The sequence below is a fragment of the Spongiactinospora rosea genome, from assembly GCF_003315795.1.
In the GTDB taxonomy this organism is placed as follows: Bacteria; Actinomycetota; Actinomycetes; order Streptosporangiales; family Streptosporangiaceae; genus Spongiactinospora; species Spongiactinospora rosea.
The window spans coordinates 132583-159503 of record NZ_QMEY01000016.1 but is presented as its reverse complement, the minus strand read 5'-3'; the positions used below and the strand labels follow the sequence as shown (position 1 = coordinate 159503).

General features: G+C 71.4%; 27 protein-coding genes. 11 read left to right on the top strand and 16 right to left on the bottom strand.

Annotated elements, in window-relative coordinates; all coding sequences use genetic code 11:
• Positions 1 to 83: 83 nt before the first annotated feature.
• The 5 genes from DP939_RS30050 to purN form a co-directional block, all read right to left on the bottom strand.
• Positions 84 to 935, bottom strand: a complete 852-nt coding sequence (locus tag DP939_RS30050; RefSeq protein ID WP_113984188.1) for a bifunctional methylenetetrahydrofolate dehydrogenase/methenyltetrahydrofolate cyclohydrolase — start codon at positions 933 to 935, stop codon at positions 84 to 86.
• Between the two features lie 22 nt (positions 936 to 957).
• On the bottom strand, positions 958 to 1143 hold the full coding sequence (locus DP939_RS30045; RefSeq protein ID WP_113984187.1) for a hypothetical protein: 186 nt from the start codon (positions 1141 to 1143) through the stop codon (positions 958 to 960).
• A 97-nt stretch (positions 1144 to 1240) separates the two neighbouring features.
• Positions 1241 to 1963 (bottom strand): Uma2 family endonuclease, encoded by a 723-nt coding sequence (locus DP939_RS30040; protein WP_113984186.1) that lies wholly within the window; start codon positions 1961 to 1963, stop codon positions 1241 to 1243.
• Positions 1964 to 2107: 144 nt separating this feature from the next.
• Positions 2108 to 3658, bottom strand: coding sequence for a bifunctional phosphoribosylaminoimidazolecarboxamide formyltransferase/IMP cyclohydrolase (gene purH / locus DP939_RS30035; protein WP_113984185.1), 1551 nt, complete (start codon positions 3656 to 3658; stop codon positions 2108 to 2110).
• A gap of 38 nt (positions 3659 to 3696) precedes the next feature.
• The gene (gene purN, locus DP939_RS30030) at positions 3697 to 4311 is read right to left on the bottom strand and encodes a phosphoribosylglycinamide formyltransferase (protein ID WP_113984184.1); all 615 of its coding nucleotides are present in this window, start codon (positions 4309 to 4311) and stop codon (positions 3697 to 3699) included.
• Between the two features lie 97 nt (positions 4312 to 4408).
• Between purN and DP939_RS30025 the strand changes: the two genes are divergently transcribed.
• On the top strand, positions 4409 to 4831 hold the full coding sequence (locus DP939_RS30025; RefSeq protein WP_113984183.1) for a hypothetical protein: 423 nt from the start codon (positions 4409 to 4411) through the stop codon (positions 4829 to 4831).
• Positions 4832 to 4866: 35 nt separating this feature from the next.
• Here DP939_RS30025 and DP939_RS30020 read toward each other — a convergent pair whose 3' ends face one another.
• The 4 genes from DP939_RS30020 to DP939_RS30005 form a co-directional block, all read right to left on the bottom strand.
• Positions 4867 to 6510: a cell division protein PerM gene (locus DP939_RS30020; protein WP_113984182.1), complete on the bottom strand. Its 1644-nt coding sequence runs from the start codon at positions 6508 to 6510 to the stop codon at positions 4867 to 4869.
• Between the two features lie 145 nt (positions 6511 to 6655).
• Positions 6656 to 7534 (bottom strand): succinate--CoA ligase subunit alpha, encoded by an 879-nt coding sequence (sucD, locus tag DP939_RS30015; protein ID WP_113984181.1) that lies wholly within the window; start codon positions 7532 to 7534, stop codon positions 6656 to 6658.
• Between the two features lie 2 nt (positions 7535 to 7536).
• The gene (gene sucC, locus DP939_RS30010) at positions 7537 to 8718 is read right to left on the bottom strand and encodes an ADP-forming succinate--CoA ligase subunit beta (protein ID WP_113984180.1); all 1182 of its coding nucleotides are present in this window, start codon (positions 8716 to 8718) and stop codon (positions 7537 to 7539) included.
• A 217-nt stretch (positions 8719 to 8935) separates the two neighbouring features.
• On the bottom strand, positions 8936 to 9343 hold the full coding sequence (locus DP939_RS30005) for a cobalamin B12-binding domain-containing protein (protein WP_113984179.1): 408 nt from the start codon (positions 9341 to 9343) through the stop codon (positions 8936 to 8938).
• A 283-nt stretch (positions 9344 to 9626) separates the two neighbouring features.
• Here DP939_RS30005 and DP939_RS30000 point away from each other — a divergent pair, with 283 nt between their 5' ends.
• Positions 9627 to 10571, top strand: coding sequence for a hypothetical protein (locus tag DP939_RS30000; RefSeq protein ID WP_113984178.1), 945 nt, complete (start codon positions 9627 to 9629; stop codon positions 10569 to 10571).
• A gap of 196 nt (positions 10572 to 10767) precedes the next feature.
• On the top strand, positions 10768 to 11670 hold the full coding sequence (locus DP939_RS29995; protein ID WP_147268195.1) for a hypothetical protein: 903 nt from the start codon (positions 10768 to 10770) through the stop codon (positions 11668 to 11670).
• Between the two features lie 59 nt (positions 11671 to 11729).
• Here DP939_RS29995 and pcrA read toward each other — a convergent pair whose 3' ends face one another.
• Positions 11730 to 13988 (bottom strand): DNA helicase PcrA, encoded by a 2259-nt coding sequence (gene pcrA, locus DP939_RS29990; RefSeq protein ID WP_113984176.1) that lies wholly within the window; start codon positions 13986 to 13988, stop codon positions 11730 to 11732.
• A gap of 150 nt (positions 13989 to 14138) precedes the next feature.
• On the opposite strand from pcrA, the gene DP939_RS29985 reads away from it, so the two are divergent.
• Entirely contained in the window at positions 14139 to 14858 is a 720-nt protein-coding gene (locus tag DP939_RS29985; protein ID WP_113984175.1) for a PIG-L deacetylase family protein, read from the top strand.
• Here DP939_RS29985 and DP939_RS29980 read toward each other — a convergent pair.
• The 6 genes from DP939_RS29980 to DP939_RS29955 all read right to left on the bottom strand — a co-directional run bounded on the left by DP939_RS29980 (position 14822) and on the right by DP939_RS29955 (position 18983).
• Complete coding sequence (locus DP939_RS29980; RefSeq protein ID WP_199565506.1) at positions 14822 to 15067, bottom strand: type II toxin-antitoxin system VapB family antitoxin; 246 nt, start codon at positions 15065 to 15067, stop codon at positions 14822 to 14824. The two genes, DP939_RS29985 and DP939_RS29980, sit on opposite strands and share 37 nt — an antisense overlap.
• A gap of 131 nt (positions 15068 to 15198) precedes the next feature.
• The gene (locus DP939_RS29975) at positions 15199 to 15981 is read right to left on the bottom strand and encodes a CPBP family intramembrane glutamic endopeptidase (protein WP_225878586.1); all 783 of its coding nucleotides are present in this window, start codon (positions 15979 to 15981) and stop codon (positions 15199 to 15201) included.
• A gap of 35 nt (positions 15982 to 16016) precedes the next feature.
• Positions 16017 to 16280 (bottom strand): WhiB family transcriptional regulator, encoded by a 264-nt coding sequence (locus DP939_RS29970; RefSeq protein ID WP_113984173.1) that lies wholly within the window; start codon positions 16278 to 16280, stop codon positions 16017 to 16019.
• A 118-nt stretch (positions 16281 to 16398) separates the two neighbouring features.
• On the bottom strand, positions 16399 to 17097 hold the full coding sequence (locus DP939_RS29965) for a neutral zinc metallopeptidase (protein ID WP_225878585.1): 699 nt from the start codon (positions 17095 to 17097) through the stop codon (positions 16399 to 16401).
• Positions 17098 to 17124: 27 nt separating this feature from the next.
• Positions 17125 to 17760: a response regulator gene (locus DP939_RS29960; protein WP_199537286.1), complete on the bottom strand. Its 636-nt coding sequence runs from the start codon at positions 17758 to 17760 to the stop codon at positions 17125 to 17127.
• Complete coding sequence (locus DP939_RS29955; protein WP_113984172.1) at positions 17757 to 18983, bottom strand: ATP-binding protein; 1227 nt, start codon at positions 18981 to 18983, stop codon at positions 17757 to 17759. The genes DP939_RS29960 and DP939_RS29955 overlap by 4 nt, the downstream gene beginning before the upstream one ends.
• A 189-nt stretch (positions 18984 to 19172) precedes the next feature.
• Here DP939_RS29955 and DP939_RS48875 point away from each other — a divergent pair, with 189 nt between their 5' ends.
• The 7 genes from DP939_RS48875 (at position 19173) to DP939_RS29920 (ending at position 26878) form a co-directional block, all read left to right on the top strand.
• Positions 19173 to 20732 carry a PspC domain-containing protein gene (locus DP939_RS48875; protein ID WP_113984171.1) on the top strand — a complete coding sequence of 520 codons (1560 nt, stop codon included), beginning with the start codon at positions 19173 to 19175 and terminating at the stop codon, positions 20730 to 20732.
• Complete coding sequence (locus DP939_RS29945) at positions 20722 to 20952, top strand: hypothetical protein (protein WP_113984170.1); 231 nt, start codon at positions 20722 to 20724, stop codon at positions 20950 to 20952. The genes DP939_RS48875 and DP939_RS29945 overlap by 11 nt, the downstream gene beginning before the upstream one ends.
• Before the next feature lie 113 nt (positions 20953 to 21065).
• Entirely contained in the window at positions 21066 to 21581 is a 516-nt protein-coding gene (locus tag DP939_RS29940; protein ID WP_113984169.1) for a (2Fe-2S)-binding protein, read from the top strand.
• A complete protein-coding gene (locus DP939_RS29935) occupies positions 21578 to 23944 on the top strand; it encodes a xanthine dehydrogenase family protein molybdopterin-binding subunit (RefSeq protein ID WP_113984168.1) in 2367 nt (788 codons plus the stop codon). Before DP939_RS29940 ends, DP939_RS29935 begins: the two co-directional genes overlap by 4 nt.
• Positions 23941 to 24804 (top strand): FAD binding domain-containing protein, encoded by an 864-nt coding sequence (locus DP939_RS29930; RefSeq protein WP_113984167.1) that lies wholly within the window; start codon positions 23941 to 23943, stop codon positions 24802 to 24804. Before DP939_RS29935 ends, DP939_RS29930 begins: the two co-directional genes overlap by 4 nt.
• Before the next feature lie 31 nt (positions 24805 to 24835).
• Positions 24836 to 25522, top strand: a complete 687-nt coding sequence (locus tag DP939_RS29925) for an SRPBCC family protein (protein ID WP_113984166.1) — start codon at positions 24836 to 24838, stop codon at positions 25520 to 25522.
• Between the two features lie 51 nt (positions 25523 to 25573).
• Positions 25574 to 26878 carry a PTS transporter subunit EIIC gene (locus DP939_RS29920; protein WP_113984231.1) on the top strand — a complete coding sequence of 435 codons (1305 nt, stop codon included), beginning with the start codon at positions 25574 to 25576 and terminating at the stop codon, positions 26876 to 26878.
• Positions 26879 to 26921 lie beyond the last annotated feature (43 nt).

The window sequence follows — 26921 nt, the reverse complement described above, 5'->3', positions numbered from 1 at the left end:
TCTTCTCGCCGATTGTGTGGATGCGTGGGTCCGGGGCGGCAGGCTCCTGCCTGTTACGGCAGGCACTCCACCGGTCGCCGGGGTCAGTGGGGCTGGCGTTCGGCGGCTTCGACGACGTTGGTGAGGAGCATGGCGCGGGTCATGGGGCCGACGCCGCCGGGGTTGGGGGCCATGAAGCCGGCCACCTCGGCGACGCCGAGGGCGACATCGCCGGCGATCTTGCCGTCCACCCGGGACACGCCGACGTCGAGGACGGCCGCGCCCGGCTTGACCATGTCGGCGGAGATCAGGCCCGGCACTCCGGCCGCCGCGATCACGATGTCGGCGCGGCGGACGTGGGCGGCGAGGTCCTGGGTGCCGGTGTGGCACAGAGTGACCGTGGCATTTTCACTGCGGCGGGTCAGCAGCAGCCCGAGCGACCGGCCGACCGTGATGCCGCGCCCGACCACCACCGCCTCCGCGCCCTTGGTCGGCACCCCGAACTCGTGCAGCAGCGCGACGATCCCCCGCGGGGTGCACGGCAGCGGCGCGTCCACCATGTGGACCAGGCGGCCGAGGTTGACCGGGTGCAGCCCGTCGGCGTCCTTGGCCGGGTCGATCCGCTCGATCAGCGGCATCGTGTCCAGGTGCCCGGGCAGCGGAAGCTGGACCAGGTAGCCGGTGCACTCCGGCATGGCGTTCAACTCGTCGATGACGGCCTCGACGTCGGCCTGGGTGGCGTCCGCGGGCAGGTCCCTGCGGATGGAGGCGATGCCCACCTCGTTGCAGTCGCGGTGCTTGCCCGCCACGTAGATCTGGCTGCCCGGGTCGTCGCCGACCAGCACCGTGCCGAGCCCGGGGGTGATCCCCCGCTCCTTCAGCGCGGCCACCCGGACCGCCAGGTCGGCCTTGATCTTCGCCGCGGTTGCCTTGCCGTCCAGTCGTTGCGCGCTCATGGCAGTAATCCTATGGGTGCCGTCAGCGGCTTCCCTCGCGGGCGGCGGCCTCGCGCCGCTCGATGATCCGCCTGGTGAACGGAATCCGCTCCATGGCCAACCCGCCCAGGTAGGCCGCGAAGAACGCGAGGATGATCAGACCGTACGGGGTGGTACTGAAACCGTTCATCACGACGAAGGCGTGCATGACAGGGTCGATCCAGGCCATGGGCAAACTCCGGGGCAAGTCCGTGTAAGGGGATGCTTCAGATTAACCGCCCGAACAGCCCACTTTGTCCCGAATCAACCAACTCCCGGGAGATCCGCTACGCATACTCAGCGTCGATGAAGATCGACGTGTCCAGATCCAGGTCGACCGGGCTAGGGATGTGGATCATCTCCCCAAGAGAGACGCTGTCGGATTTACGGTAAATGGACCCGTCGGGATCACTGTAGAGGGTCACCCGCGCAGGCTCGGCGAGCGGATCGACCAGAAGCATGAACGGTACGCCCGCGCGAGCGGCCGCGTCGGGCTTCTCGCTGCGGTCGGTGTGGATCGTGCCCGGCGAGACGATCTCACCGACCAGCAGAATTCCCTCGGAATGAAGGTCGTCTCCCCAGCGCTTGCACTCCCGAGGTGCGATGACGAGATCGGGCACGTAGACATCACGCCGCGGAAAGAGACAGACGTCGATCGACCCCGTGAAGAGATCCAGGCCGCGCTCCCGGCAGAGCGCCCCCCAGGCGATGCCCAACGAGGTCATACCGCGAGCGTGTGGGACGCCACCGGCGGAGCTCATCGTGATCCGCCCGTCGATCGCAGCGACGCTCCAGCCAGGAATACGTGGCAGCCAGCGGTAGACGTCTCGCGCCGTCGCCAGACGTGGTGGCTGGGAAGCGGGCTCGATGTGAGGCTCGTCGGCCAATGCGACGGGCTCGACGGCGCGGTCCACCGTGAAGCGTTCGGGCATCTCGTCACCGCCTTCGCGACTGCCGTGATCGCCGCGCGTCGCGGTGCGCTTCCTGGAAGGTGTGGCGGTAGTCGCCATGGGTCGATCACCCTTCGCTCCTGGGGGGACGAGGCATTTACAGAATGACACACTAAGTATCGCCTACGTCACCCTCAGTGGCAGCGAATTGAGGGAATCTGTGTTCGAGTGTGAGGGCGGGCCCCGGCGGGGCCCGCCCTCGGGTCAGTGGAAGAAGTGGCGGGTGCCCGTGAAGTACAGGGAGATTCCGGCCTTCTGGGCCGCCTCGATGACCTCGGGGTCGCGGATGGAGCCGCCCGGCTCGACCACTGCACGGACGCCCGCGTCGGCGAGGACCATCAGGCCGTCGGGGAAGGGGAAGTAGGCGTCGGAGGCGGCGACGGAGCCGGTGGCGCGTTCGCCCGCACGGGTGACCGCGAGGCGGGCGGAGTCGACGCGGTTGACCTGGCCCATGCCGACGCCGACCGTGGCGCGGTCGGCGGCGAGCAGGATGGCGTTCGACTTCACCGAGCGGCAGGCCCGCCAGGCGAAGGCCAGGTCGGCCAGTACCTCGGCGGAGACCGCCGGGCCCGCCTTCAGCTCCCACGACGACGGCGTGTCACCGGGGGCGTCGAGGCGGTCCACGCCCTGTACCAGCAGCCCGCCGTCGATCCTGCGGAACTCGCTCGCGTCGGCCGGTCCGGCCGGGCAGCGCAGCAGGCGGATGTTCTTCTTGCCGCGCAGCACGGCCAGGGCCTGCTCGTCGAACCCGGTGGCCACCACGACCTCGGTGAAGATCTCCGCGATCTGCTCCGCCAGCGCGGCCGTGACCTCCCCGTTGACCGCGATCACGCCGCCGTAGGCGGACACCGGGTCGCAGGCGTGGGCCTTGCGGTGGGCCTCGGCGACGTCCGCGCCGACCGCGATGCCGCACGGGTTGGCATGCTTGATGATCGCCACGCACGGGTCGGCGAAGTCCCAGGCGGCCCGCCAGGCGGCGTCGGCGTCGACGTAGTTGTTGTAGGACATCTCCTTGCCGTGCAGCTGCTCGGCCCCGGCCAGCCCGCCGGTCTGCCCGGTGCCGGTGTAGAGGGCGGCCCGCTGGTGCGGGTTCTCGCCGTACCGCAGCACCGACGCCCGCTGCCAGGTCGCGCCCATGAAGCCGGGCCACTCGTCGTCGGCCACCTCCTCGCGGGTGGCGAACCACGAGGCCACGGCCACGTCGTAGGCGGCGGTGTGGGCGTAGGCGCCCGCGGCCAGCCGGCGGCGGGCCGCCTCGGTGAAGCCGCCCTCGGCGACCGCGGCCAGCACGTCGCCGTAGGAGGCCGGGTCCACGACGACGGCGACCGTGGAGTGGTTCTTCGCGGCGGCGCGGATCATGGCGGGGCCGCCGATGTCGATCTGCTCGACGCACTCGGCGTCGGACGCCCCGGAGGCGACCGTCTCGCTGAACGGATAGAGGTTGACCACGACCAGCTCGAACGGCTCGATCTCCAGCTCGTCGAGCTGGGTCACGTGGTCGGCGTTGCGCATGTCGGCCAGCAGCCCGGCATGAACCCTCGGGTGCAGGGTCTTCACCCTGCCGTCCAGGCACTCGGGGAACCCGGTCAGCGACTCCACCGGGGTCACCCGCACGCCGTACGACGCGATCCGCGCCGCCGTGCCCCCGGTCGAGACGATCTCGACGCCTGCCGCGTCGAGGCCGCGGGCCAGCTCCTCAAGCCCGGATTTGTCGTACACGGCGATCAACGCGCGCCTGACGGCGATGCGGGTCACTTCTCATCCTTCCTGGCGGAACTACGAAAGCCCGGCGGTCACCCGCCCAGGCGTACTCTCCGGCCCGAGACGGACCAGCCCTCCCGGGCCATCCGGCCGATCGTCTCGACCAGCAGCACCCGCTCCACGGCCTTGATCCGCTCGTGCAGCAGCTGCTCGTCGTCCCCGTCGTACACGGGCACGGTCTCCTGGGCGATGATCGGGCCGGTGTCCACGCCCGCGTCGGCGAACATGACCGTACAGCCGGTCACCCGCACGCCGTACGCCAGGGCGTCGCGCACGCCGTGCGCGCCGGGAAAGGCCGGCAGCAGTGCCGGATGCGTGTTGACCACCGGGAACGCCTCGATGGTGGGCGGCCCGAGGATCTTCATGAAACCAGCGCAGACCACGAGGTCCGGCTTCCAGGCGCCGATGCGCCGAGCCAGGGCGGTGTCCCACTCGGCGCGGTGCGGGTGGTCGGCCAGCCGTTCCACGAACGTCGGCACGCCGGCGCGCTCGGCCCTGGCCAGCCCCTCGATGCCGGTGCGGTCGGCCCCCACGGCGACGACCTCGGCCCCGTAGCCGCTCTCCCGCGAGGCGTCCAGCAGGGCCTGGAGGTTGGTCCCTGAGCCGGAGACGAGCACCACGAGCCGGAGGGCGGCCTGGTCGGACACGGAGGGACTCCATTCGGGCAGAGGTCACCGAGACGGCGGGATCCCGCGCGCCGCAGCCAGGGTACCCTCCGAGGAGAGCAAGGCAGAGGAGGCCCTGGTGACGACACCCGTCCAGACCCCCATCGGGCAGCAGACCCCCGAGGCGGCGGGCCGCCGGGCGGTATGGCTGGCGCTGGCGGCGGTGGCGATGACCCTGCTGTTGCCGATCGCCGGTGTCGTGCTGTGCGTGATCGCCCTGGTGGCCGGCATCCGCGCGGTGGGCGCGCTGCGCCGGGCGGCCAAACCGACCGCCCTGGTCGTGACAGGCGTCGTCGTCTCGGCGCTGTCGCTGCTGTGGTCGCTGGTCGTGCTCGCCGGTCAGGTCTATTTCGGCCAGGAGCTGACCGCCTACACCGAGTGCAAGATCGGCGCGGGCACGGTGGCGGGCCTGGAGGAGTGCGTGGACCTCCTGGAGCGCGGCATGGAGAGCAAGATGCCCTTCCTGAAGCCGGGCGACCTGCAGTTCCCGTTCGCGCCCTGAGCCGGGCCACTGAGCCGGACCACTGAGCCGGGGCGCTAGTCGCGGTCCCAGGCGTACGGATCGACGTAGATCACGTGGCCCCCGCGGTCGTCGCTCTCGTCGACGATGTCCTTGCGGGGCGTGCCCGGACGCCGGGCGGACGGCTCGGCGCCCGCCTCGTCCGAGGCGTGCTCGTCCATCCAGTCGTCCCTGACGGCGGGGATCTCCTGGGTGTCGTCCTCGGCGGCGTCCAGCCAGTGTCCGGGCAGCCGGTGGACGACGTCCTGGCGTGGTTCGGCCAGGCCCACCCGGCCGGCGGCCTTGGCCAGCGCCGCGCCCGCCTTGCGTACCGGGGCCGCCGCCGTGCCGAGCCTGGCCAGCGCCCCGGCGTGCCCGCGGGCGGCCCGGAACACCAGCCACCAGTTGGACACGCCCGCCGCCGCCCCGGCGGCCACGCCGACCTCCAGGGTGACCGACAGCATGACCTCCCACGCGGAGGGCCCGACGGCGGCCAGCCGGCCGTAGCCGAGCGGCCCGCCGGACAGCGCGGCCAGCAGGCCCGCCACCGCGCCCGAGGTCAGCCCGCACAGGAACCCCCACAGCGGCGCGACCTCGTAGGAGGCCGACGGGGCGACGCGCACCAGGACCAGCCCGGCCACCGCGCCCGCCGCGAACGGCAGCGCGGGCATGGCCATCAGCCACGGCGAGGCCGTCCCGGCGTCGGGCAGCGCGGCGAAGATCGGCAGGCTGGGCACCTCGCCCAGGCGTACGCCGGTCGGCGCGACCAGGGTGCCGCTGCCGATCGCGAACCCGGGCCCGGCGATGTAGGCCAGCCCCCAGATCACGCAGTTGAGCAGGTAGAGGAGCTGGATCAGGACCAGCAGCGCGCCGCCGACGACCCCGGGCGACAGCGCGTCCGTCAGCTCGCGCACCGCGCCGAAGTTGAGCACGACGGCCCCGAGGACCAGCACGAACCCGGCGGCCAGCATGATGGCCAGCGCGGTCGCGGTGCCCAGCGTGAGGGCCCTGGCCCGCTCGGGCAGCAGCCGCAGCATGATCCGCCACGGCCCGATGGTCCTGGCGGTGGCCAGGCAGCCCGCGGCGAAGGCCAGCAGCAGGTGGCTGACCAGCACCTCGGCGAGGTGCGGCTGGGTGAGGTCGTTGCGCGCGATGAGCGCGATGACCCCGGCCAGCAGCGCGTACGGCGCGGCGAGCGAGACGCCCGCCTGGGCCACCAGCACGAGCTGGGCGCGGCGGCGGGCGCTCGCGAGGTCCTTGGAGCTGCCCTTGGGCAGCCGGGCGGGCATCCGCACCCGCAGGTCGGCGTCCCTGGCCATCCACAGGCCGGCGCGGTAGAGCAGGAAGGCGGGCAGGACGACCAGGCCGAGCGGCAGCAGCCCGATCCGGCCGCTGGGGATGGAGAACCCCGCGTGGTGGGCGGCGAGCCAGAGCTGCGCCGCCGTGCGGAAGACCCCCGGCAGCCCGGGGCCGAACGCGCCGCGCGGGGCGGCGATCCAGCCGACCAGGGTGAGCGTGGTGAGCACGGCGAGGCCGACGCCGAGGGTGCAGGCGGCGGCGATCATGCCGGAGACGGGCAGCGGCCGGCGCGTGTCGTCATCGTCACCCGTGACGCCGGGGCGGGGGATTTTCCCGAGAACGGTCCGGGGGGCGGTCCGTAGCTGGTCGAAGAGGGCCGTCACAGTAGTCGATGTTCTCAGCATGGACGGCTCGCGCCGCGTTGCCCGGCCCGCGTGTCGCCCGGTTGGGGGTCCCATTTCAGGAGACTTCCCCCGGGAACGACCGAGGGTGTCGGGTTCGGCACCCGGCACCCTCGGTTCGCGCGTGTTACGCGCGCGAGCGCATGATCTCGCGCATCAGCGCGGCGGTCTCGCTGGGCGTCTTGCCCACCCGCACGCCGACCTTCTCCAGCGCTTCCTTCTTGGCCTGCGCGGTGCCGGAGGAACCGGACACGATCGCGCCGGCGTGGCCCATCGTCTTGCCCTCGGGGGCGGTGAACCCGGCCACGTACGCGACCACCGGCTTGGTCACCGACCGCTCGATGAACGCCGCGGCCCGCTCCTCGGCGTCGCCGCCGATCTCACCGATCATCACGATGGCCTCGGTCGCCGGGTCGGCCTCGAAGGCGGCCAGGGCGTCGATGTGCGTGGTGCCGATCACCGGGTCGCCGCCGATGCCCACCGCCGTGGAGAAGCCCACGTCGGCCAGCTCGTACATGAGCTGGTAGGTCAGCGTGCCGGACTTGGACACCAGCCCGACCGGGCCGGGGCGGGTGATGTCGGCGGGGATGATGCCCGCGTTGGAGGCGCCGGGCGAGGCGATGCCGGGGCAGTTCGGGCCGATGATCCGGGTCACGTTGCCCTTGGCGACGGCGTACGCCCAGGCTTCGGTGGAGTCGTGCACCGGCACGCCCTCGGTGATCACCACGCAGAGCGGGATCTCGGCGTCGATCGCCTCCTTGACGGCGTCCTTGGTGAACGCCGGGGGCACGAACACGACGGACACGTCGGCCCCGGTCTTGTCCATCGCCTCGGCCACGGAGCCGAAGACCGGCAGGTCCTCGTGCACCGTGCCCGCCTTACGGGCGTTGACGCCGCCGACGACGTTGGCGCCGGAGGCCAGCATGCGCCGGGTGTGCTTGGTGCCCTCCGACCCGGTCATGCCCTGCACGATGATCCGCGACCGCTCGGTCAGCCAGATCGCCATCTTCAGCTCACCCCCACCGCGGCGAGTTCGGCCGCGCGCCGAGCCGCATCGTCCATGGTGTCCACCAGCTCGACCCCGGCAAGGCCGGCGTCGGCCAGGATCTGCCGCCCGAGCGCGGCGTTGTTGCCGTCCAGCCGTACGACCAGCGGCCGCGACACCGCCTCGCCGCGCTCCTCCAGCAGCCGGAACGCCGCGACGACGCCGTTGGCCACCGCGTCGCAGGCGGTGATGCCGCCGAACACGTTCACGAAGATCGAGCGCACCGACGGGTCGGACAGGATGATCTCCAGACCGGCCGCCATCACCTCGGCGGACGCGCCGCCGCCGATGTCCAGGAAGTTGGCCGGACGCTGCCCGCCGAACGCCTCTCCGGCGTAGGCGACGACGTCGAGCGTGGACATCACCAGCCCGGCGCCGTTGCCGATGATCCCGACGCTGCCGTCCAGCTTCACGTAGTTGAGATCACGGGCCTTGGCCGCGGCCTCCAGCGGGTCCTCGGCGCTCTTGTCGGCGAGCGCTTCGTGGTCGGGCTGGCGGAAGGCGGCGTTGTCGTCGAGGGTGACCTTCCCGTCGAGGGCCTTCACCTGGCCGTCGGCGGCCAGGATCATGGGGTTGACCTCGACGAGGGTGGCGTCCTCGTCCACGAAGGCGCACCAGAGCTTCTCGATCAGCTCGGCGGCGCCCTCGACCGCGCGCTCGGGCAGCCCGCCGGCCTGGGCGATCTCCCTGGCCTTGGCGCGGTCCACGCCCGTCAGCGGGGAGATCGCGACCTTGGCCACCTTATCCGGCGCGGTGTGCGCGACCTCTTCGATGTCCATGCCGCCGGAGGCGGAGCAGATGGCCAGGAAGTCGCGGTTGGCGCGGTCGAGGAGGAAGGAGAAGTAGTACTCCTCGGCGATCGCGCTGGCCTCCTCGACGAGGACCTTGTGGACCGTGTGGCCCTTGATGTCCATGCCAAGGATCTCGGTGGCCTTCTTGGCCGCGTCGGCGGCGTCGTCGGCGAGCTTCACGCCTCCCGCCTTGCCGCGGCCCCCGGTCTTCACCTGGGCTTTCACGACGACCCGGCCGGTCAACTGCTCCGCCGCGCCGCGCGCCTCCTCGGGGGTGTGCGCGACGATGCCGCGCGGCACCGGGATGCCGTAGGCCGCGAAGAGGTCCTTCGCCTGATGTTCGAACAGGTCCACGAGGGTCCGTCCTTGCTTTTCCGGCTTCTTTGCTACTTGTTGTCTTCGGGTGCGCGGGAAGGCATGCGGGGCCCGGATCGGGCCGCTACAAGATCCGCCGACTGCCCGGCGTTTTCGCCAGTGAAGCCTAGCCCCCCGAAAGACCCGCGCAGGTCACGGGGTCGGTTTTAGCCCCATCAGACAACCCCATAGAAGCGGCAAAGCACCACAAACCCCACTAAACGCGTGCGGGGATCGCGCTACGGACCCACTCCACGATCTCCTGAGTGGTCGCGCCGGGGGTGAAGACCTTGGCCACACCCAGGCGGTCCAGCTCGGGAATGTCCTCTTCAGGGATGATGCCGCCGCCGAAGACCTTGATGTCGGCGGCGTCCTGTTCGCGGAGGAGTTCGAGGACCCGCGCGAAGAGCGTCATGTGCGCGCCGGACAGGATGGACAGGCCGATCGCCTGGGCGTCCTCCTGGATCGCGCCGTGCACGATCTGCTCGGGTGTCTGGTGCAGGCCCATGTAGACGACCTCCATGCCCGCGTCCCGCAGCGCCCGCGCCACGATCTTGACGCCCCGGTCGTGACCGTCCAACCCGGGCTTGGCGATCACGACGCGGATCCGTTCGGTGACTTCCATCCAGACCTCCCAGAGGGCGTTGCCGTCTCCCGCAGCGTAACCGGCGCCCCGGCGAGCCGCCTACCACACCCCTCTTGACGACGAGTGGGAAACGACGCATTTCTTCACAAGAAACACACAAGATTTACGGAAAGCGATGTCCCCGATACTCGTCGCCGCCATTCATCATCATTAACTTCTACATTTCCGGGATTCGTGACATTTCCGTGATCATGGCCTGCCAGTATGTTCCGGCACCGTCTCGCGATTCCGCAGAGACGACTTACTGGAGGATCGAATCCCTATGAGGCGACTCATCGCCATCGCGGCCGCAGCGCTCGTCGCGCCCGCTCTGGCCATGGCGACCCCCGCGAGCGCGCAGGCGGCGACGGCCCCCGCCACGCCGGGCGACGCCTTGAAGCAGCAGTTCCGGAACAACCAGGGCGTTTCCTACACCGAGAGCTCCCAGACCACTCTCGACGGGAAGCGGCTCATCGGCACCAAGGCCAAGGCGACCTATCAGTTCGGCGCTTCGGGCATCGTCGCCAGCGACGCCACGTTCCGTCAGATCTGGGACAAGAAACTGCTCGACTCCTTCAAAAAGGACGCCGAGCACGATTACAGCGGCGAGCAGGAGATCGACTTCGTCAAGCTGCTGACCGCGCCGTACCGGGTGATCGCCCTGCCCAAGGTGTCCTACCTCTCCCACCCGGCCATCACCGATTTCCTGCCCCAGGGCAAGACGTGGGTGCCGATGAAGGGCAAGGAGGCCGTCAAGCCGGCCGATCTCAGCACGCAGGCGATCAACGTCTTCGAGCCCAAGACGCTCACCACGATCGCGGCGAGCGCCAAAGCCAAGGGCAACGGCGGCAAAGTGGACGGGGCGAGCACCACCGTCTACCGCGGCACGATCACCGCGGGCGAGCTGTACAAGCTCTCGCCGGCCTACCGCGCGCAGGTCGTGGACAAGCCCAAGGGCAAGCAGGCCAAGGTCGCGATCGACTGGAAGCTGTGGCTGGACGCCAAGAACCTGCCGAGGCGGCTGACCACCTCCATCGAGCAGGAGCTGATGAAGACGCCGTACCGCGTCGCCACCGACAGCCGGTACACCTCCTGGGGCGCCAAGGTGACGATCAAGGCCCCGCCGGCCGACCAGATCGCCAACCCCGAGGACCTCGACTTCGGCGGCGAGAGCCCGCTGGAGCTGATCCCGGACGGCACGCTGGGCAGCATCGTCGGCCGGAAGTGACCCGCGACCGGTAGCTGAGCCGTACCGCGACGGCCCCGCGCTCCCTGGGAGTGCGGGGCCGTTTCGTCGTGTCCGCGGCTTCTGGCATCCCTGCCTTTTACCGAAATTAGTTCGTACACGAACTTTATTCGTCGGAACCCGGCGCTCCCGGTCGATACCGTGACCGAACCGAGATCTTGAAGTTCGGGGGAATCAGATGAACGTGCGCTGGAAGGCCGCCCTGGCCGTAGCCACGATATGCACCGCCACCGCGGCGGCGATGACGAGTGCCGCGGGCCCGGCGACGGCGAAGGACACGGTGACGCCGGGCGATCACATCCTGCCCGGCTGGGCCGTGGATCCCACGGCCCCGGTGGCCGCGCTGCGCAGGCAGTTCGACCAACGCCGCGGGGTACGCGTCGCCGAGGTCATCACCAGCGCGGTCAACGGGGAGCCGGTGGCGCGGGTGCGCACCGACACCGCCGTGGACTTCGAGGAGTCCGGGCCGGTCGCGACGAGGGTGTCCATCACCGCGAACACCTCGGGTGCGAGCGTGCGCATGGAACCGGAGTCGGCCTGGCCGCTCATCACCGACGACGCCTACTACCCGGGCTACACCGGCAACCCGGCCTACCCGGCCTACCCGGGCCCCGTCGCGCCGCGCCTGGCCGCCGGGACCCCCACCTCCGCGGGGCCGGTGCACCTGCTGGAGCCCGAGACACTGCGGGCCGTACTGCTCAGCGCCTACACCGGCAGGCAGCCGTCAGAGATCCTGGACGGCACGCCCACCACGGTGATGTCCGGCACGATCAGCATGGGCGAGCTGGGCCGGGTCTCTCCGGGATTCCGCAGCACCCACGCCAACCACGACCCGGACACGGCGGTGAGCTGGCGGCTCTGGCTCGGCCAGGACGACCTGCCCCGGCGGCTCACCACCACCTGGACCAGGCAGGACAACTCGCGCTCCAGGACCACGACGATCAACGACTCGCGGTTCACCGAGTGGGGCAGGCGCGCCGAGCGGGCCGCGAACGAGCCGCGCCGGACGGGGCTCGACCTCGGCTCGGTGGCCGTCAAGCTGCAGGGGCTGCCGGACTTTCTCTCCGGTCTCTTCCGCTGACCGCACCGCGCACCCCGGACAGGGCCGACCGTGGCCCGGTCCGGGGTGTTTCGCGTAGCTCAGAGCTTTTCCATCGGGGCGTAGGCCGCCATCAGCGTCTTTTCGCCCGAGGCCCCGAAGTCCACCTTGACCTTGGCCTTCTCCGCCATGCCGTCCACCGAGACCACCGTGCCCAGGCCGAACTTGTCGTGGGTGACCCGATCGCCGGGCGCGTAACTGGCGACCGGCCGGCCGCCGGTGTCGCGGGAGCGGGCCGCGGGCTCGCGCCGGGTGGTCGCCGCCGACCAGGCGGACTTCTCCGGGTCGGTACGCCAGTCGATCAGGTCGCGCGGCACCTCGGCCACGAACCGCGAGGCCGGGTTGAACGAGGGCGCGCCCCACGAACTGCGCACCGCCGCCCTGGTGAGGTAGAGCCGCTGCTGGGCGCGGGTGATGCCGACGTAGGCCAGCCGGCGCTCCTCCTCCAGCTCCTTGGGCTCGCCGAGCGAGCGGGAGTGCGGGAACACGCCGTCTTCCAGGCCGGTCAGGAAGACCACGGGGAACTCCAGCCCCTTGGCCGTGTGCAGGGTCATCAGCGTCACCACACCGCCCGAGGCGGACTCCGGAGCGCGCTCGCCCGGGGGCACCACGCCCGCGCCGCCGCCGGGGATCTGGTCGGCGTCGGCCACCAGCGAGACCTGCTCAAGGAACTGGACCAGCGTGCCCTCCGGGTCGGCCTCCTCGAACTCGGCGGCCACCGCGATCAGCTCGTCCAGGTTTTCCAGGCGGCTTTCGTCCTGCGGGTCTTCTGAGTTTTCCAGCTCGGCCCGGTAGCCGGTGCTGACCAGCACGTCTTCGGCCAGCGCGGCGGGCGGCACGCCCTCGGCCTTCTCCTGCAGCTCGGTCAGCAGCGCGGTGAACTCCTTGATCGCGTTGAGCGACCGGGTGGCGAGGCCAGGGGCCTCCTCGGCCCGCAGCAGCCCCTCCCAGAACGAGATCCGCTCCCGGGAGGCGAACGCCTCCACCATCGCCTCGGCCCGATCGCCGATGCCGCGCTTGGGCACGTTGATGATCCGGCGCAGCGACACCACGTCGCCGGGGTTGGCCAGCACCCGCAGATAGGCCAGCAGGTCGCGGACCTCCTTGCGCTCGTAGAAGCGCACCCCGCCGACCACCTTGTACGGCAGGCCGGTGCGGATGAAGATCTCCTCGAAGACCCGGGAGGCAGCGTTGGTGCGGTAGAAGACCGCCACCTGGCCGGGCGCGACGCCCTCGTCGTCGGCCAGCTTGTCGACCTCCTGGGCGACGAACATGGCCTCGTCGTGCTCGTTGTCGGCGACATAGCCGACGATCTTGGGCCCGGCGCCCTGGTCGGACCAGAGGTTCTTCGGCTTGCGGCTCTCGTTGCGGGAGATGACGGCGTTGGCGGCGGTCAGGATGTTCTGGGTCGAGCGGTAGTTCTGTTCCAGCATGATCGTCCGGGCGTCGGGGTAGTCGCGCTCGAACTCCATGATGTTGCGGATGGTCGCGCCGCGGAACGCGTAGATCGACTGGTCGGCGTCGCCGACCACGCACAGCTCGGACCGGTCGTCGCCCTCGCGGACCACCTCGCCGTCGGCGGTCGTCACCGCCGTGTGCCCGACCAGCTCCCTGACCAGCGTGTACTGGGCGTGGTTGGTGTCCTGGTACTCGTCGACCATGACGTGCCGGAACCGCCGCCGGTAGTGCTCGGCGACGTCGGGGAACGCCTGGAACAGGTTGACCGTCAGCATGATCAGGTCGTCGAAGTCCATCGCGCCGGCCTCGGTGAGCCGCCGCTGGTAGGCGCGGTACGCCTCGGCGAGGGTCTTCTCCAGGTGCGAACCGGCCCGGTCGGCGGCCGACTCATAGTCGATCAGCTCGTTCTTCAGGTTGCTGACCTGGGCGGAGAACGACCGGGGCGGGTAGCGCTTGGGATCGAGGTCCATCTCCCGGCAGACCATCGCCATCAGGCGCTGGGAGTCGGCCTGGTCGTAGATGGAAAAGCCGCTGGGGAAGCCGAGCCGCTTGGCCTCGCGGCGCAGGATGCGGACGCAAGCGCTGTGGAAGGTCATCACCCACATCGCGGCCGAACGCGGGCCGACCAGCTTGTCGACCCGCTCCTTCATCTCGCGCGCGGCCTTGTTGGTGAAGGTGATCGCGAGGATCTCCGACGGCCGGGCGTCGCGCTCGGCCAGCAGATAGGCGATGCGGTGCGTGAGCACCCTGGTCTTCCCCGAGCCGGCGCCGGCCACGATGAGCAGCGGGGCGCCGTGGTGGATGACGGCCTCCCGCTGCTGCGGGTTGAGGCCGTCGAGCAACGGGTGATCGGCAGAGACTCGGGTGGACACCCCCCTAGGTTATGACCGGGCACCGACAAGTACGGCCACGAAGCCGGAATAGCGTCCACTTTCACGGCGTTGCGCCGGGCAGAGGATCAACGGGGGAAGCCGACCGCTGGAGGCCGCTCAGTGCTGCGCGACGATGAGATCACCAGGGTGCTCACCGTGATGGCCCACCCCGACGACATCGACTTCTCCGCGGCAGGGACGATCGCCACGCTGGTGGACCGCGGGGTCGAGGTGATCTACTGCCTGGCCACCGACGGCGACGCGGGCGGCTTCGACCGGGAGCTGGACAACGGCGGCATGGGGGCGCTGCGCCGGGCCGAGCAGACCGCCGCGGCCAAGGCCGTCGGGGTGACCGACCTGCGCTTCCTCGGCTACTCGGACGGCACGGTCGAGGCCGGTCTGGGCCTGCGCCGCGACATCGCCCGGGTGATCCGCCAGGTGCGGCCCGACCTCGTCATCACCCACAGCCCCGAGCGCAACTACGTCGCCATCGCGCCCAGCCACCCCGACCACCGGGCGGTCGGCTCGTCCGCGCTCGACGCGGTCTACCCGGACGCGCGCAACCCCTACACATTCCCCGAGCTGCTGTCCGAAGAAGGCCTTTCCGCCTGGACGGTCCGCGAGGTGTGGCTGGTCGGGGGGCCCACCCCCGACCACTTCGTGGACATCACCGCCACGATCGACCGCAAGCTCGCCGCCCTTCAGGCGCACGCGAGCCAGGTCTCCCACCTGGACACCTTCGCCGACTTCGTGCGGCAGCGCTTCGCCGAGACGGCCGAGCGCGCGGGACTGGGCCCCGGCGCCTACGCCGAGGCGTTCCAGCGGGTCTCCACCGACTGACGCCCGGCGCACGCCGTGCCCGGCTCGGCCGGACGGCGCCTGCCGTCGATCGGGCGGCGGCGTACGTCCACCGGCTGGCCGGCGCGTTCGGCCACCAGCCGCAGCGCCGCCTCCACGGTCTCCTTCATGGTCCGTGTGCCGAGCTGGCGCTGCGCCGACTCCAGTAGTTCCTTGTCCACGTCGATGACGGTACGCACGTTGACCCCCACCTCCCGACCCTCCCCCTGCCACCCCCCGGCCTCCACGCGGAGAAGGTAACGACAACGAGGGCGGTCCGGGGACGGCCCGCGCCCGCCGCCGATCCAGGTGACAAGAATCCACCCTGCCGGAGGGGGGAACCTCAACCGCGGGGTTGAGAATCGTTATCGGGCAGGTTGGCGGCCAGCCTGGCGAAGGCGTAGCCGAGCGAGTTGGTGGCGGTGTGGAACAGGGAGGGGGCCAGCAGGCCGTTCCTGCGGCGCAGCTCGCAGTAGACCACCCCGGCGACGCCGGTGGCGACCACGCTGCCGACGACCACGCGGGCGGTGTCCAGGTGCTTCTTCCACGGCCGCGGCGGCGGGGCCTCCTCCGGGTGGCGGATCTCCTCGACGATCTCCTCGATCGTCTCCTCGATGCCCTCGCCGGAGGCCAGGCGGCCCAGCGCCGGGTTGGCCTCGGCCATGTCGATCGCGGGCAGGATGTGCCACAGGCCGAACAGGGCGGAGGACACGGCGGTGGCGGTCGCGGCCCCGCGGGTGCGGGCGAGCGTGCCGTACACGACGCCGCGGAACCCGACCTCCTCCAGCAGCACCGTGCCCACCGGCACCTGGAGCAGGGCCTCCTCCAGCGCCCGCGCCCTGGTCAGGCCGAGCGCCCGGTCGTCGCGGAAGAACCTGCGGGTCGCGGGCAGGGCCACCCCCGCCGTGTACGCCACGACGACACCTGCCGCCAGCGCGCCACCGACGGCGGCCCCGCGCCTGCCGCGGTGAAAGCCCAGATCCTCCCAGCTCGCCCCGGATCTTCTGGCCATAGCGACGAGCAGGGCGGTGGCCGCGGCCGAGGTGAGCGGCCCCAGGCGGGGCGCGATCCGGTTGTTCAGCACGTTGGCGGCCACCAGGACGGCGACCTGCTTTGGCAATGTCACACGTGGCACGCTACGGCACAAACACCCCTAACGGCTCAACTGGCCGCGGGCCGCCGCCAGTTCGCCGGGAAGCGCGAACGGCGCCGTTCCTGCGGCGTCATCCCGCCCCAGATGCCCTCGCGCTCACCCGCGCGCAGCGCATAGGCGCGGCACTCGGCCATCACCGGGCAGCGTCCGCACACCGCCTTGGCCCGCGTCTCCTGGTCGGGGGACGGCACGGGTGGGAAGAACAGCTCAGGGTCGCTCGACCGGCACGCCCCGCGCCGCGCCCAGCCGATCTCCGCGGACGCCTCCCGCATAACGCCTCCCCGATGTCTCCAGCGTCACGTTTCGACCCTAGGCCCGCGCGCGGGCGGGTCACATCCCCCGAAAGGCGGAGCCGGGTGTCAGCGTCCGGATGTACGCAGGGGGCCGCGGTCAGCAGGAATCGACACCCTGGTTGTAGCCGCCGGTGAACGCCTGCTGGCGCTGCCCCGCCGTACCGTGCGCGTCGGGACGCCACCAGGCGTCGGACGGATCGCCCGCGTTGGCCAGGTTGATCAGCAGTTCCTCCTCGTCGCCCTCCTCGGCGTTGAGGGCGCCCGCCGAGACCAGCGTGCCGAGCGCGCCGCCGGCGTAGCAGTCGGCCTGTAGCTCGCGTTCGACGTTGAGCCGGAAGTCGTTCATCGTCTGGGCCTGAACGGCGTGCCCGATCTCGTGCAGGATGATCAGGTAGATCGAGGCGTCGCCGAGCCGGTCGTTCATCTCCCGCATCCACCGCTCGTCGAAGGCCACGAAATGGCCCTGGGGGCAGTAGAAGGCGTTGTTGGGCAGCGCGGGCTCGCCCCCGCACGCCGGGCCTTTCAGCGGCTGGTAGGCGATGAAGTCGCGCAGCGGCTCATAGCGCAGGCCGCCGGACTCGAACCGCCGCCGCCAGAAGTCCTCGCCCAGGCTCCTGGCCAGCTCGACATCGCTCTCGAAGGTCTCGCCGCCCACGTCGCTCTGCGACGCGGCCGGTGTGGCGCTCTGCGAGCGCCCGTCCGTCCCTTCGGCCGCGGGGTCGCGTGACGGGCCGCCGCCGCACCCCGCCATCAACACGACCAGCGCCGCCACGGCCGGGAGGAGTCTGCTTCGCACGGCCCCATCGTGACCCATCGCGCCCCGTCAGACGAGACGGCGTGCGGTGGCCCAGCGGGACAGCTCGTGCCGGTTGGAGAGCTGGAGCTTGCGCAGCACCGAGGAGACGTGCGTCTCGACCGTCTTGACCGAGATGAACAGCTCCTTGGCGATCTCCTTGTAGGCGTAGCCGCGCGCGATCAGCCGCAGCACCTCGCGCTCGCGCTGGGTCAGCGAGTCGAGTTCGGGGTCGATCGAGGGGGCCTCGCTGGAGGCGAACGCGTCCAGGACGAAACCCGCCAGCCGGGGCGAGAAGACCGCGTCGCCCTCGGCCACGCGCTTGATGGCGTCGGTCAGCTCCCGGCCGCTGATGGTCTTGGTGACATAGCCGCGCGCGCCGCCCCTGATGACCCCGATGACGTCTTCGGCCGCGTCGGAGACCGACAGGGCCAGGAAGCGCACCGAGGAGCCCGAGCCGAGGACCCGGCGCAGCACCTCCTGCCCGCCGCCGCCCGGCATGTGGACGTCCAGCAGCACGACGTCGGGCTCCAGCTCGGCGATCCTGGCCACCGCGGTGTCGACGTCCTCGGCCTCTCCGACGACCTCGATGCCGTCACCCAGCTCCGCACGTACCCCCGACCGGAAGAGCCGGTGGTCGTCCACGATCAGGACCCTGGTACTCACGAGTTCTCCACCTTCATGGTCAGCATGACTTCTGTGCCTTCCCCGGGCGCGGTGCGTATGCGCGCGGACCCGCCGTTGCGCTCCATCCGGCCGATGATCGACTGCCGGATGCCCATCCGGTCCTCGGGCACCGCGTCCATGTCGAAGCCCTTGCCCCGGTCGCGCACGAAGATCGTCACCTCTTCCGGCTCCACCTCGGCGTACACGGACACCACCGCCGATCCAGAGTATTTCGCCGCGTTGACCATAGCCTGCCGGGCGGCCTGGACCATGGCCGAGAAGCGGGCGTCGAGGTCGCGGTCACCGACGCAGACGATCTCGATCGGTACGCCGTGCGCGTCCTCCTCCTCGGCCGCGACCCGGCGGACGGCGGCGGCGATCGTCGCATCGGCGTCCTGTTTGGGCTGGTAGAGCCAGTTGCGCAGCTCGCGCTCCTGGGAGCGGGCCAGGCGCTGGACCTCGCGGGAGTCGTGCGCGTTGCGCTGGATCAGGGTCAGGGTGTGCAGCACCGAGTCGTGGACGTGCGCGGCGAACTCGGCGCGCTCCTCCTGCCTGATCCGCTCGCGGCGTTCGAGCTGGAGCTCCTTCCACAGGCCGGCCAGCCAGGGCGCGGCGATCACCGCGAGCCCGCCGACCACCACGGCGGTGAACAGCAGGCCGGGCCGCATCTCGGCGAACTCGCCCTGGACGTACAGGAAGCCGCTGGCCCCGATCACCACCAGGGCCATGCCGATGAGGCTGCGGATGTGATTGTGGCGCACGCCCTTGACCGCGCCGCTCATCCACCGTCTGCGCCGGTCGGGGTCGGCCTGCTGCCACAGGATCAGCGCGCCGATCCCGACCACGGCGATCGGCCAGGTGGCGATCCCGCCGCCGGACGCGCCGGTGAGCCAGCCGAAGGCCATCAGCGCCATGCCGATCGCGGTGAAGGCGGCGATCTGGCTCCAGTCGCGCTGCGGGGGCACCCCCTCGTACGGCCGGCGCGGCGTGAACAGCCACAGCGCGGCGTAGGCCACGATGCCGATGCCGTTGACCACCGTGAGCAGCACGAAGGCCAGCCGGATGACCACCGGATCGAGGTTGAGCTGCTGGGCGATGCCCTTGGCCACGCCCGCGACGAGCTGCCCGTCCACCGGACGCGTCATCCGGTGCTCGGGGGCCTCCCCCGGGGGAGGCGGCGGCGCCACGGGCGGCGCGTCGCGGAGAGTTTTTCGGTCAGCCATATGTCAGCATCGTCACACGTCGCGCGGCATCTCGCATCAGGCATCGCCCTGAGGTCGCCCCTGACCTCCAAAGCGCCGCGTGCCGGGGATCGCGGCCATCGGCGTGTTCCGCGCGACGCACGAGCCTCGGGGATGACTCAGGGGTGTCCCGGATAGTGACGTGCCACGTCGAACCACCACGATGGAGTCATGAGCGATACCGGGAATGACGCGCGCGAGCCTGCTTCGGAGGAGGCCCGTGATCAGCGGCATGCACCGGAACAGGACACTCCGGCCGGCGGGGGTTCCCAGCAGCAGGGCACGACGCGGTCCTCCGATGACGACGGATTCTGGAACGGTGTAGCGCGCAGCCAGGACGGCCGCATCATCACGGGGGTGTGCGCGGGCCTGGGCCGCCGCGCGGGCATCGACCCGGTGCTGTTCAGGGTGGCGGTCACCGCGCTGGTGATCGCCTCCGGCATCGGGATCATGCTCTACATCGCGGCCTTCCTGCTGATGCGCGCCCCGGACGGCGGGCCCGGATACGTCGAGCAGTGGACCAACCGGATCTTCGACGCCGAGACGGTGATGGCGCTGCTCACCGGCGTGTTCGCTCTGGGCCTGATGGTCAACCTGGCCGCCGACGGGATCGGTCCGGGCACGCTCGTGGTGGGCACCCTGTTCGCCATCGCGCTGCTGGCCGCGCACGCCGGGGGGATCGACATCATGGCGCTGCTGCGGTCGGTGCCTGAGCGGGTGGCGGGCCGCCGGGGCGTACGGCACGCGTCCGCGTACGCCCGGCCTCCGGTGTACGGCCCGCCCGTCCCCTACACCGAGCCCTCCCGCCCGCAGACCTCCTACCTGTGGTCCGCCTCGGCCACGGCCCCGCCGCGGCAGGCCCCCGCGCCGCCCCCGCAACCGCCGCCGCGCGCGCCCGAGCCGCAGGACGCGCCGGACAGGTCCATGCCTCCGCATCCGTCGGCGGGCGCGCCCTTCGCGCCGCACGGGCCCTACGCCCAGCAGCCGCCCTACCAGCCGCTGGACCCTCGGCGGCGGGGCGAGCACCCGGGCACGTTCTACCCGCCGGTCCCCGGCCAGGCCCCGCAGGGGCCGCCCACGCCGCCGGAACGCCCCCGCAAGGCGCGCAAGCCGCGCCGCCCGCGGACCTTCCTCGGCACCATCACCGTCTTCGTGTCCGTACTCGTTGGGGGGATCATCATGGCGGGCCATTCAGGCCCCGGGGAGTACGTCGGCATGCACGTGGTCGGCGGCGCGATGCTGATCACGGTCGGCCTGGGGCTGCTGGTGGCCACGTGGTTCGGCCGGGGGGCGGCGCTGGTCGCGGCCGGGACGGTCATGGCGCTGGCCGTGGCCGTCACCGGGTCCGGCACGGACATGCCCAGCTCGTTCGGCGCGCGCCAGTGGCGTCCCACGGACCTGGGCACGGCAGGGCGGGTCTATCAGGTCGATGTCGGCGAGGGCCGGCTCGACCTGCGTGACCTGCGGTTCCCCGCGGGCACGCGCACCGGCTTCACGCTGGAGGTGTCGGTCGGCGAGCTGCGGGTGATCCTGCCGCCCGACGTACGCGTGGTGGTGGACGCGAGAGCCAAGCTGGGCGACATCAAGATCGACCATTCTCTGAAGGGCGGCTCCAACGTGCGGTTCGAGAAGACGCTGGAGCCGGAGATCCAGCCGGAGGGCGAGCCCGCGACGGTGTACCTGGAGATCAGGGCGGGTCTGGGCGATGTGGAGGTGCGCCGTGGGGCCTGAGACGCGTCCGGACGCCGTGGGCGGCCAGGAGCCGCGCCCGCGCCGCAGCCACCGGACCGACTGGATGGCGCTGCTGAGCGGCCTGCTCTTCCTGATGCTCGGCATCGGCTTCGTCTCCGGGAAGCTGACGGACCCGTTCGTGGCCGTCCCGCTGCTGGTGGCCGGGCTGGGCCTGGCCGGGTTCGTCAGCGTGATCGCCCGGGTGATCCGCCGCAGGTAGGCCCGGCCGCCGGGCGGGATTTTGCCATCGGCCCGGCGAAGGGAGCTTGACCGGCGGGAGCAGGGGCGTACGTTCGCAGATGTCGGCTCGTCATCGGCGTGCTGGGAGGACGTATGGCCCGAATCACCGTCAATGTGGACGGAATCCGCTTCGAGGAAGAGGTCGAGCCACGGCTCCTCCTCGTCCATCTCCTGAGAGACCGTCTCGGCAGGACCGGCACCCCCATCGGGTGCGACACGTCCAACTGCGGGGCGTGCACCGTCCTCCTGGACGGCAAGACCGCCAAGAGCTGCGCGGTGCTCGCCGTGCAGGCCGACGGCTGCGACATCGGCACCGTGGAGGGCCTGGCCGACGGGGGCCGCCGGCATCCGGTGCAGGACGCGTTCCACGAAGAGCACGCGCTCCAGTGCGGCTACTGCACACCTGGAATGATCATGGCCGCCATCGACCTGCTGCGCACCGACCCCCACCCTTCCGAGGAGGCGATCCGGGAGGGCCTTGAGGGCAATCTGTGCAGGTGCACGGGCTACCAGAACATCGTGAGAGCGGTACGGCGGGCGGCCGCGGCCATGTCCGCGTCTGTGTCCGTCAACGGTGAGCAGGCCGCCGCGCGGGAGGTGCCGGCATGACCACCGCCCCCGAGAAGGCCCCGCCGGAGGCCGGGCACGAAGAGGTCGGCAGGGCCAGGCGGCGCAAGGAGGACGCGCGGCTGGTCACCGGGCGCACCCAGTGGACCGACAACATCCAGCTCCCCGGCACGCTGCACGTCGCGTTCCTGCGCAGCCCGCTGGCGCACGCCCGCGTCCTGCGGGTGGACACCGCCCCGGCCCGCGGCCTGCCCGGCGTGGTCGCCGTCTACAGCGGCGCCGACTTCGCCGGCGAGCAGGGCAGCCTGCCGTGCGCCTGGCCGGTCAGCGACGACCTGGTGGTGCCCGACCACCCGCCGATGGCGGTGAGCGAGGTCCGGTACGTCGGGGAGGCGGTCGCGTGCGTGGTGGCCACCGACCGGTACAAGGCGGCCGACGCCCTGGCCGCGATCGAGGTCGACTACGAGCCGCTGCCCGCCGTACTGGACATGAACGACGCGCTCGCCGACGGGGCCGACAAGGTCCACGAGGCCGGGAACAAGGCGTTCACCTGGACCTTCGCCGGGGGCGACATCGACGCGGCGTTCCGCGACGCCCCGGTGGTCATCGACCGGACCTACGTGCAGCAGCGGCTCATCCCGAGCGCCATGGAGCCCCGCGCCGTCGTGGCCACCACCGACGGCGACACCTGCACCCTCTACTCCGCCACCCAGATCCCGCACATCCTGCGGGTCATGCTGGCGCTGACCACCGGCATCCCCGAGCACCGGCTGCGGGTGATCGCCCCCGACGTCGGCGGCGGCTTCGGCTCCAAGCTCCAGGTGACCGCCGAGGAGGTCCTGGTCCTGCTGATGACCCGCAGGCTCGGCCGGCCGGTCAAGTGGACCGAATCCCGCTCGGAGGGCAACCTCACCGTCCACCACGGCCGCGACCAGATCCAGCACGTCAGGCTGGCCGCCGACCGCGACGGCCGGATCCGCGGCCTCGCGGTGGACCTGCTCGCCGACATGGGCGCGTACCTGATGCTGGTCACGCCGGGCGTCCCGCTGCTCGGCGCGTTCATGTACAACGGCATCTACAAGATGGACGCCTACGACTTCCGCTGCACGGGCGTGTTCACCACCAAGATGCCCACCGACGCCTACCGGGGCGCGGGCAGGCCGGAGGCCACGTACGCCATCGAGCGGGTGATGGACGAACTGGCCGCCGAGCTGGACATCGACCCGATCGAGGTGCGCAGGCGCAACTGGATCGCGCACGAGGAGTTCCCCTACACCACGATCGCCGGGCTGACCTACGACTCCGGCCATTACGAGGCCGCCACCGACCGCGCGACCGCCCTGTTCGGCTACGCGGACCTGCGCGCGGAACAGGCCCGCCGCCGCCAGAGCCGCGACCCGGTGCAGCTCGGCATCGGCGTCTCGACCTACACCGAGATGTGCGGGCTGGCCCCCAGCCGCGTCCTGGGCAGCCTCAGATACGGCGCGGGTGGTTGGGAGCACGCCGAGGTCCGCATGCTGCCCACGGGCAAGGTGGAGGTCGTCACGGGGTCCTCAGCGCACGGGCAGGGCCACGAGACGGCGTGGAGCCAGATCGTGGCCGACTCGCTGGGCGTGCCGTTCGAGGACGTCTCGGTACTGCACGGCGACACCGCCGTCGCGCCCAAGGGCATGGACACCTACGGGTCGCGGTCGCTGGCCATCGGCGGCATGGCCGTGCTGCGGGCCTGCGAGAAGGTCAAGGACAAGGCCCGGCGGATCGCCGCGCACCTGCTGGAGGCGTCGGCCGAGGACGTGGAGTACACCGGCGGCTCGGTGCGCGTACGGGGCACGGACGCGGGCCGGACCATCCAGGAGATCGCGCTGGCCGCGTTCACCGCCCACGACCTGCCAGACGGCGTCGAACCGCGGCTCGACGCCCAGGCCACCTTCGACCCGGAGAACTTCTCCTTCCCGCACGGCACCCACCTGTGCGCGGTGGAGGTGGACACCGAGACCGGGATGACCCGCATCCGGTCGTACGTGGCCGTGGACGACGTGGGCAAGGTGGTCAACCCGCTGATCGTCGAAGGTCAGGTGCACGGCGGGCTGGCCCAGGGCATCGGCCAGGCGCTGTTCGAGGAGGCCGTGTACGACGCGGACGGCAACCTGCTGACCACGACGCTGGCCGACTACCTGGTGCCGTCGGCGGCCGACCTGCCCGACTTCGTCACCGACCGGACCGAGACCCCGGCCGTGAGCAACCCGCTCGGCGTCAAGGGCGTCGGCGAGGCCGGGACCATCGCCAGCACGCCCGCCGTGGTCAACGCGATCGTGGACGCGCTGCGCCCGTACGGCGTCGATGACGTGCGGATGCCGTGCTCGCCGGAGCGCGTCTGGCGCGCGCTGAACGGAGGTGCCTCGTGATCCCGCCCGCTTTCGACTACGTGCGTCCGGCCTCGCTCGGGCAGGCGTGCCGGGCGCTCGCCGAGGCCGGTGAGGACGCCAAGGTCCTTTCCGGCGGGCAGTCGCTGATCCCGCTGCTGCGGCTGCGGCTGTCCTACCCGACCGTGCTCGTGGACATCGGCAGGCTGCCCGAGTCGCGGGCGATCCGCGACGAGGACGACCACGTGTTCGTCGGCGCGACGGCCACGCTCGACGAGGTCGTGCGCTCGGCGGTGGTCAACGCGGAGGTCCCGCTGGTGGCGCTGGCCGCGCGTACGGTCGCCGACCCCGCGGTACGCCACCGCGGCACCTTCGGCGGCTCCCTCGCGCACGCCGACCCGGCGGGCGACCTGCCCGCCGTGGCCCTGGCCCTGGACTGCGAGTTCGTGATCGTCTCGGCGCGCGGCGAGCGGACCGTGCCCGCCTCCGCGTTCTTCCAGGACTACCTGGAGACCGCGCTCGCGCCCGACGAGATCCTGGTGGGCGTCAAGGTGCCCAAGCTGGGGTCCGGGTGGGGCTTCCACTACGAGAAGTTCCACCGGACCGCGCAGGCGTGGGCGATCGTGGGCGTGGCCGCCGCGGTACGCCGGGCGGACGGCGGCGTGGCGGAGGCGCGGATCGCGCTGACCAACATGGGCGCGACGCCGCTGCGGGCGGCGGCGGTGGAGGCGGCGCTGCGCGGCGTACCGGCCGACGCCGAGGCGGTGGCAGGGGCCTGCGCGGAGGCCGACGCGGGCACCTCTCCCCCGGCCGACCTGCACGCCCGGCCCGACTACCGCAGGCACCTGGCCAGGGTCCTCACCCGCCGGGCGGTGCTGGCCGCGGCAGGCGCCCGGCCGTAGTGTCGGAAGGGAGAGAGCGAGGAGCGGGTCGATGGCGATGCGGTTCGAGCACGAGTTCACGGTTCCGGTGCCGGTCGAGCGCGCCTGGGAGACGCTCCTCGACGTACGCCGGGCGGCCACCTGCCTGCCCGGCGCGTCCCTGGACTCGGTGGAGGGCGACGAGCTCGCCGGGCGGATGCGGGTGAAGGTCGGGCCGATCACGGTGGCCTACAAGGGCACGGCGGTGCTAGCGGAGGTCGACAAGGACTCCCGCACGGTCACGGTCCGCGCGTCCGGCAAGGAGTCCCAGGGGGCCGGTACGGCGAGCGCCACGGTGGTCGCCCGGCTGACTCCCGGCGACGGCGCCACGACGGTCGCGGTGGAGTCCACGTTCAACGTCACGGGGCGCCCGGCGCAGTTCGGGCGCGGTGTGATGAACGACGTGGGCGCCAAACTGATCGACCGCTTCGCCACCAACCTCGCCGCCCTGCTCGCCGAGCCCGAACCACAGGCGGAGGTCCCGGTCCCCGAACGCCCTGCCGACATCCGCCCGACGGGCACGGCCCGCACCTCCCGCACCCCCGAGGAGGAAGAACTCGACCTCCTCGAAATCGCCGGCACCCCCCTCCTCAGACGCGCCGCCCCGATCGCCGCCGCCCTCCTCGCCCTCGCCACCGCCTTCTGGCTCACCCGCAAACTCCTCCACCGCCGGGCGGGCGGGGCGGGAGTGCGGGAGTAGAACGGGTAGGTAGCGAGCATCCCCCGTGGTGGTCTGTGAGCGGGGGTGGAGATGAGCCAGGCGGTCGCGGAGCGCGGGGGTTCGGGCTGGCCGGGTGTGTTCGGGGTGTTGCAGCGGATCGGCCGGTCGTTGATGCTGCCGATCGCGGTGCTGCCCGCGGCCGGGCTGCTGCTCCGGTTCGGGCAGGACGACATGCTGGGCCGGACCGGCAACGCGCTGCTCGACCGGATCGCGGCGATCTTCGCGGCGGCCGGCGGGGCGCTGTTCGACAACCTGCCCGTGCTGTTCGCGATCGGTGTGGCGATCGGGTTCGCCCGGCGCGCCGACGGATCGACCGCGCTCGCCGCCCTGGTCGGCTACCTGGTCTTCGACCGGGTGACCAAGGTGATGTTCTTCTCCGCCGCGCCCACCACCGCCGTCTATCGCAAGGTCGCGGTCAACGCGCTCGGCCCCGGCGGATACCCCGAGGCCCGGCTCGATCTCGGCGTGCAGAACCCGACCGGGGTCCTCGGCGGGATCCTCATCGGGATCATCGCCGCCCTGCTCTGGCAGCGCTACCACCGGATCAAGCTGCCCGCCTGGCTGGCGTTCTTCGGCGGGCGGCGGTTCGTGCCGATCGTGACCGCCGTGGCGGCGCTCCTGCTCGGCGTGCTCTTCGGCGTGCTGTGGCCGCCCATCGGCGACGGCCTGACCCGCGCGGGCGACTGGCTCGCCGAGCACGGTACCGAGGGCACCGGGATCTACGGCGTCGCCAACCGGCTGCTCATCCCGCTCGGCATGCACCACTTCCTGAACACGATCGTGTGGTTCACGATCCCCGAGTGCACGGCCGGTGTCGAGGGCGCGACACGTACCGCGGCAGGCGACCTGAACTGCTACTTCGCCGGTCAGGAGGGCGCCGGGATCTTCATGACCGGCTTCTTCCCGATCATGATGTTCGGGCTGCCCGCGGCCGCGCTGGCGATGTGGCGGGCCGCCCCGCCCGGCCGCCGGGCCGCGGTCGGCGGGATCATGGCGGGCGCGGGCCTCACGTCCTTCGTTACCGGGATCACCGAGCCGATCGAGTTCGCGTTCATCTTCGTGGCCCCGGTGCTGTTCGTGGTCCACGCGCTGCTGCTGGGGTCGTCGATGGCGCTGATGTCGGCCCTGGACGCCCGGCTCGGGTTCAACTTCTCCGCGGGCGCGATCGACATGCTGCTCAACGCCACCAAGTCCAATACGCGCAATCTGGGAGTGATCCTGATCGCCGGACTGGTGTACTTCGTGCTCTATTACGCGCTTTTCAGCGTACTGATCAAAAAGCTGAACATTCCCACGCCGGGCCGGGAACCCGAGTCCGTTCCGGATGACCGATAAGGCCACTCAGAGGCACCGAAACAGCGCGCAGCCCGCTTGACCA

What these genes read in the sequence shown, in the direction of transcription:
- DP939_RS29940 (WP_113984169.1), top strand. Translation starts at nt 21,066, where the DNA reads ATGGCCCGAATCACCGTCAATGTGGACGGAATCCGCTTCGAGGAAGAG.
- sucD (WP_113984181.1), bottom strand. Translation starts at nt 7,534, where the DNA reads ATGGCGATCTGGCTGACCGAGCGGTCGCGGATCATCGTGCAGGGCATG.
- DP939_RS29935 (WP_113984168.1), top strand. Translation starts at nt 21,578, where the DNA reads ATGACCACCGCCCCCGAGAAGGCCCCGCCGGAGGCCGGGCACGAAGAG.
- DP939_RS30000 (WP_113984178.1), top strand. Translation starts at nt 9,627, where the DNA reads ATGAGGCGACTCATCGCCATCGCGGCCGCAGCGCTCGTCGCGCCCGCT.
- DP939_RS30045 (WP_113984187.1), bottom strand. Translation starts at nt 1,143, where the DNA reads ATGGCCTGGATCGACCCTGTCATGCACGCCTTCGTCGTGATGAACGGT.
- DP939_RS30050 (WP_113984188.1), bottom strand. Translation starts at nt 935, where the DNA reads ATGAGCGCGCAACGACTGGACGGCAAGGCAACCGCGGCGAAGATCAAG.
- DP939_RS29920 (WP_113984231.1), top strand. Translation starts at nt 25,574, where the DNA reads ATGAGCCAGGCGGTCGCGGAGCGCGGGGGTTCGGGCTGGCCGGGTGTG.
- DP939_RS48875 (WP_113984171.1), top strand. Translation starts at nt 19,173, where the DNA reads ATGAGCGATACCGGGAATGACGCGCGCGAGCCTGCTTCGGAGGAGGCC.
- DP939_RS29995 (WP_147268195.1), top strand. Translation starts at nt 10,768, where the DNA reads ATGAACGTGCGCTGGAAGGCCGCCCTGGCCGTAGCCACGATATGCACC.
- DP939_RS29925 (WP_113984166.1), top strand. Translation starts at nt 24,836, where the DNA reads ATGGCGATGCGGTTCGAGCACGAGTTCACGGTTCCGGTGCCGGTCGAG.
- DP939_RS30005 (WP_113984179.1), bottom strand. Translation starts at nt 9,343, where the DNA reads ATGGAAGTCACCGAACGGATCCGCGTCGTGATCGCCAAGCCCGGGTTG.
- DP939_RS29970 (WP_113984173.1), bottom strand. Translation starts at nt 16,280, where the DNA reads ATGCGGGAGGCGTCCGCGGAGATCGGCTGGGCGCGGCGCGGGGCGTGC.
- DP939_RS30040 (WP_113984186.1), bottom strand. Translation starts at nt 1,963, where the DNA reads ATGGCGACTACCGCCACACCTTCCAGGAAGCGCACCGCGACGCGCGGC.
- DP939_RS29955 (WP_113984172.1), bottom strand. Translation starts at nt 18,983, where the DNA reads ATGGCTGACCGAAAAACTCTCCGCGACGCGCCGCCCGTGGCGCCGCCG.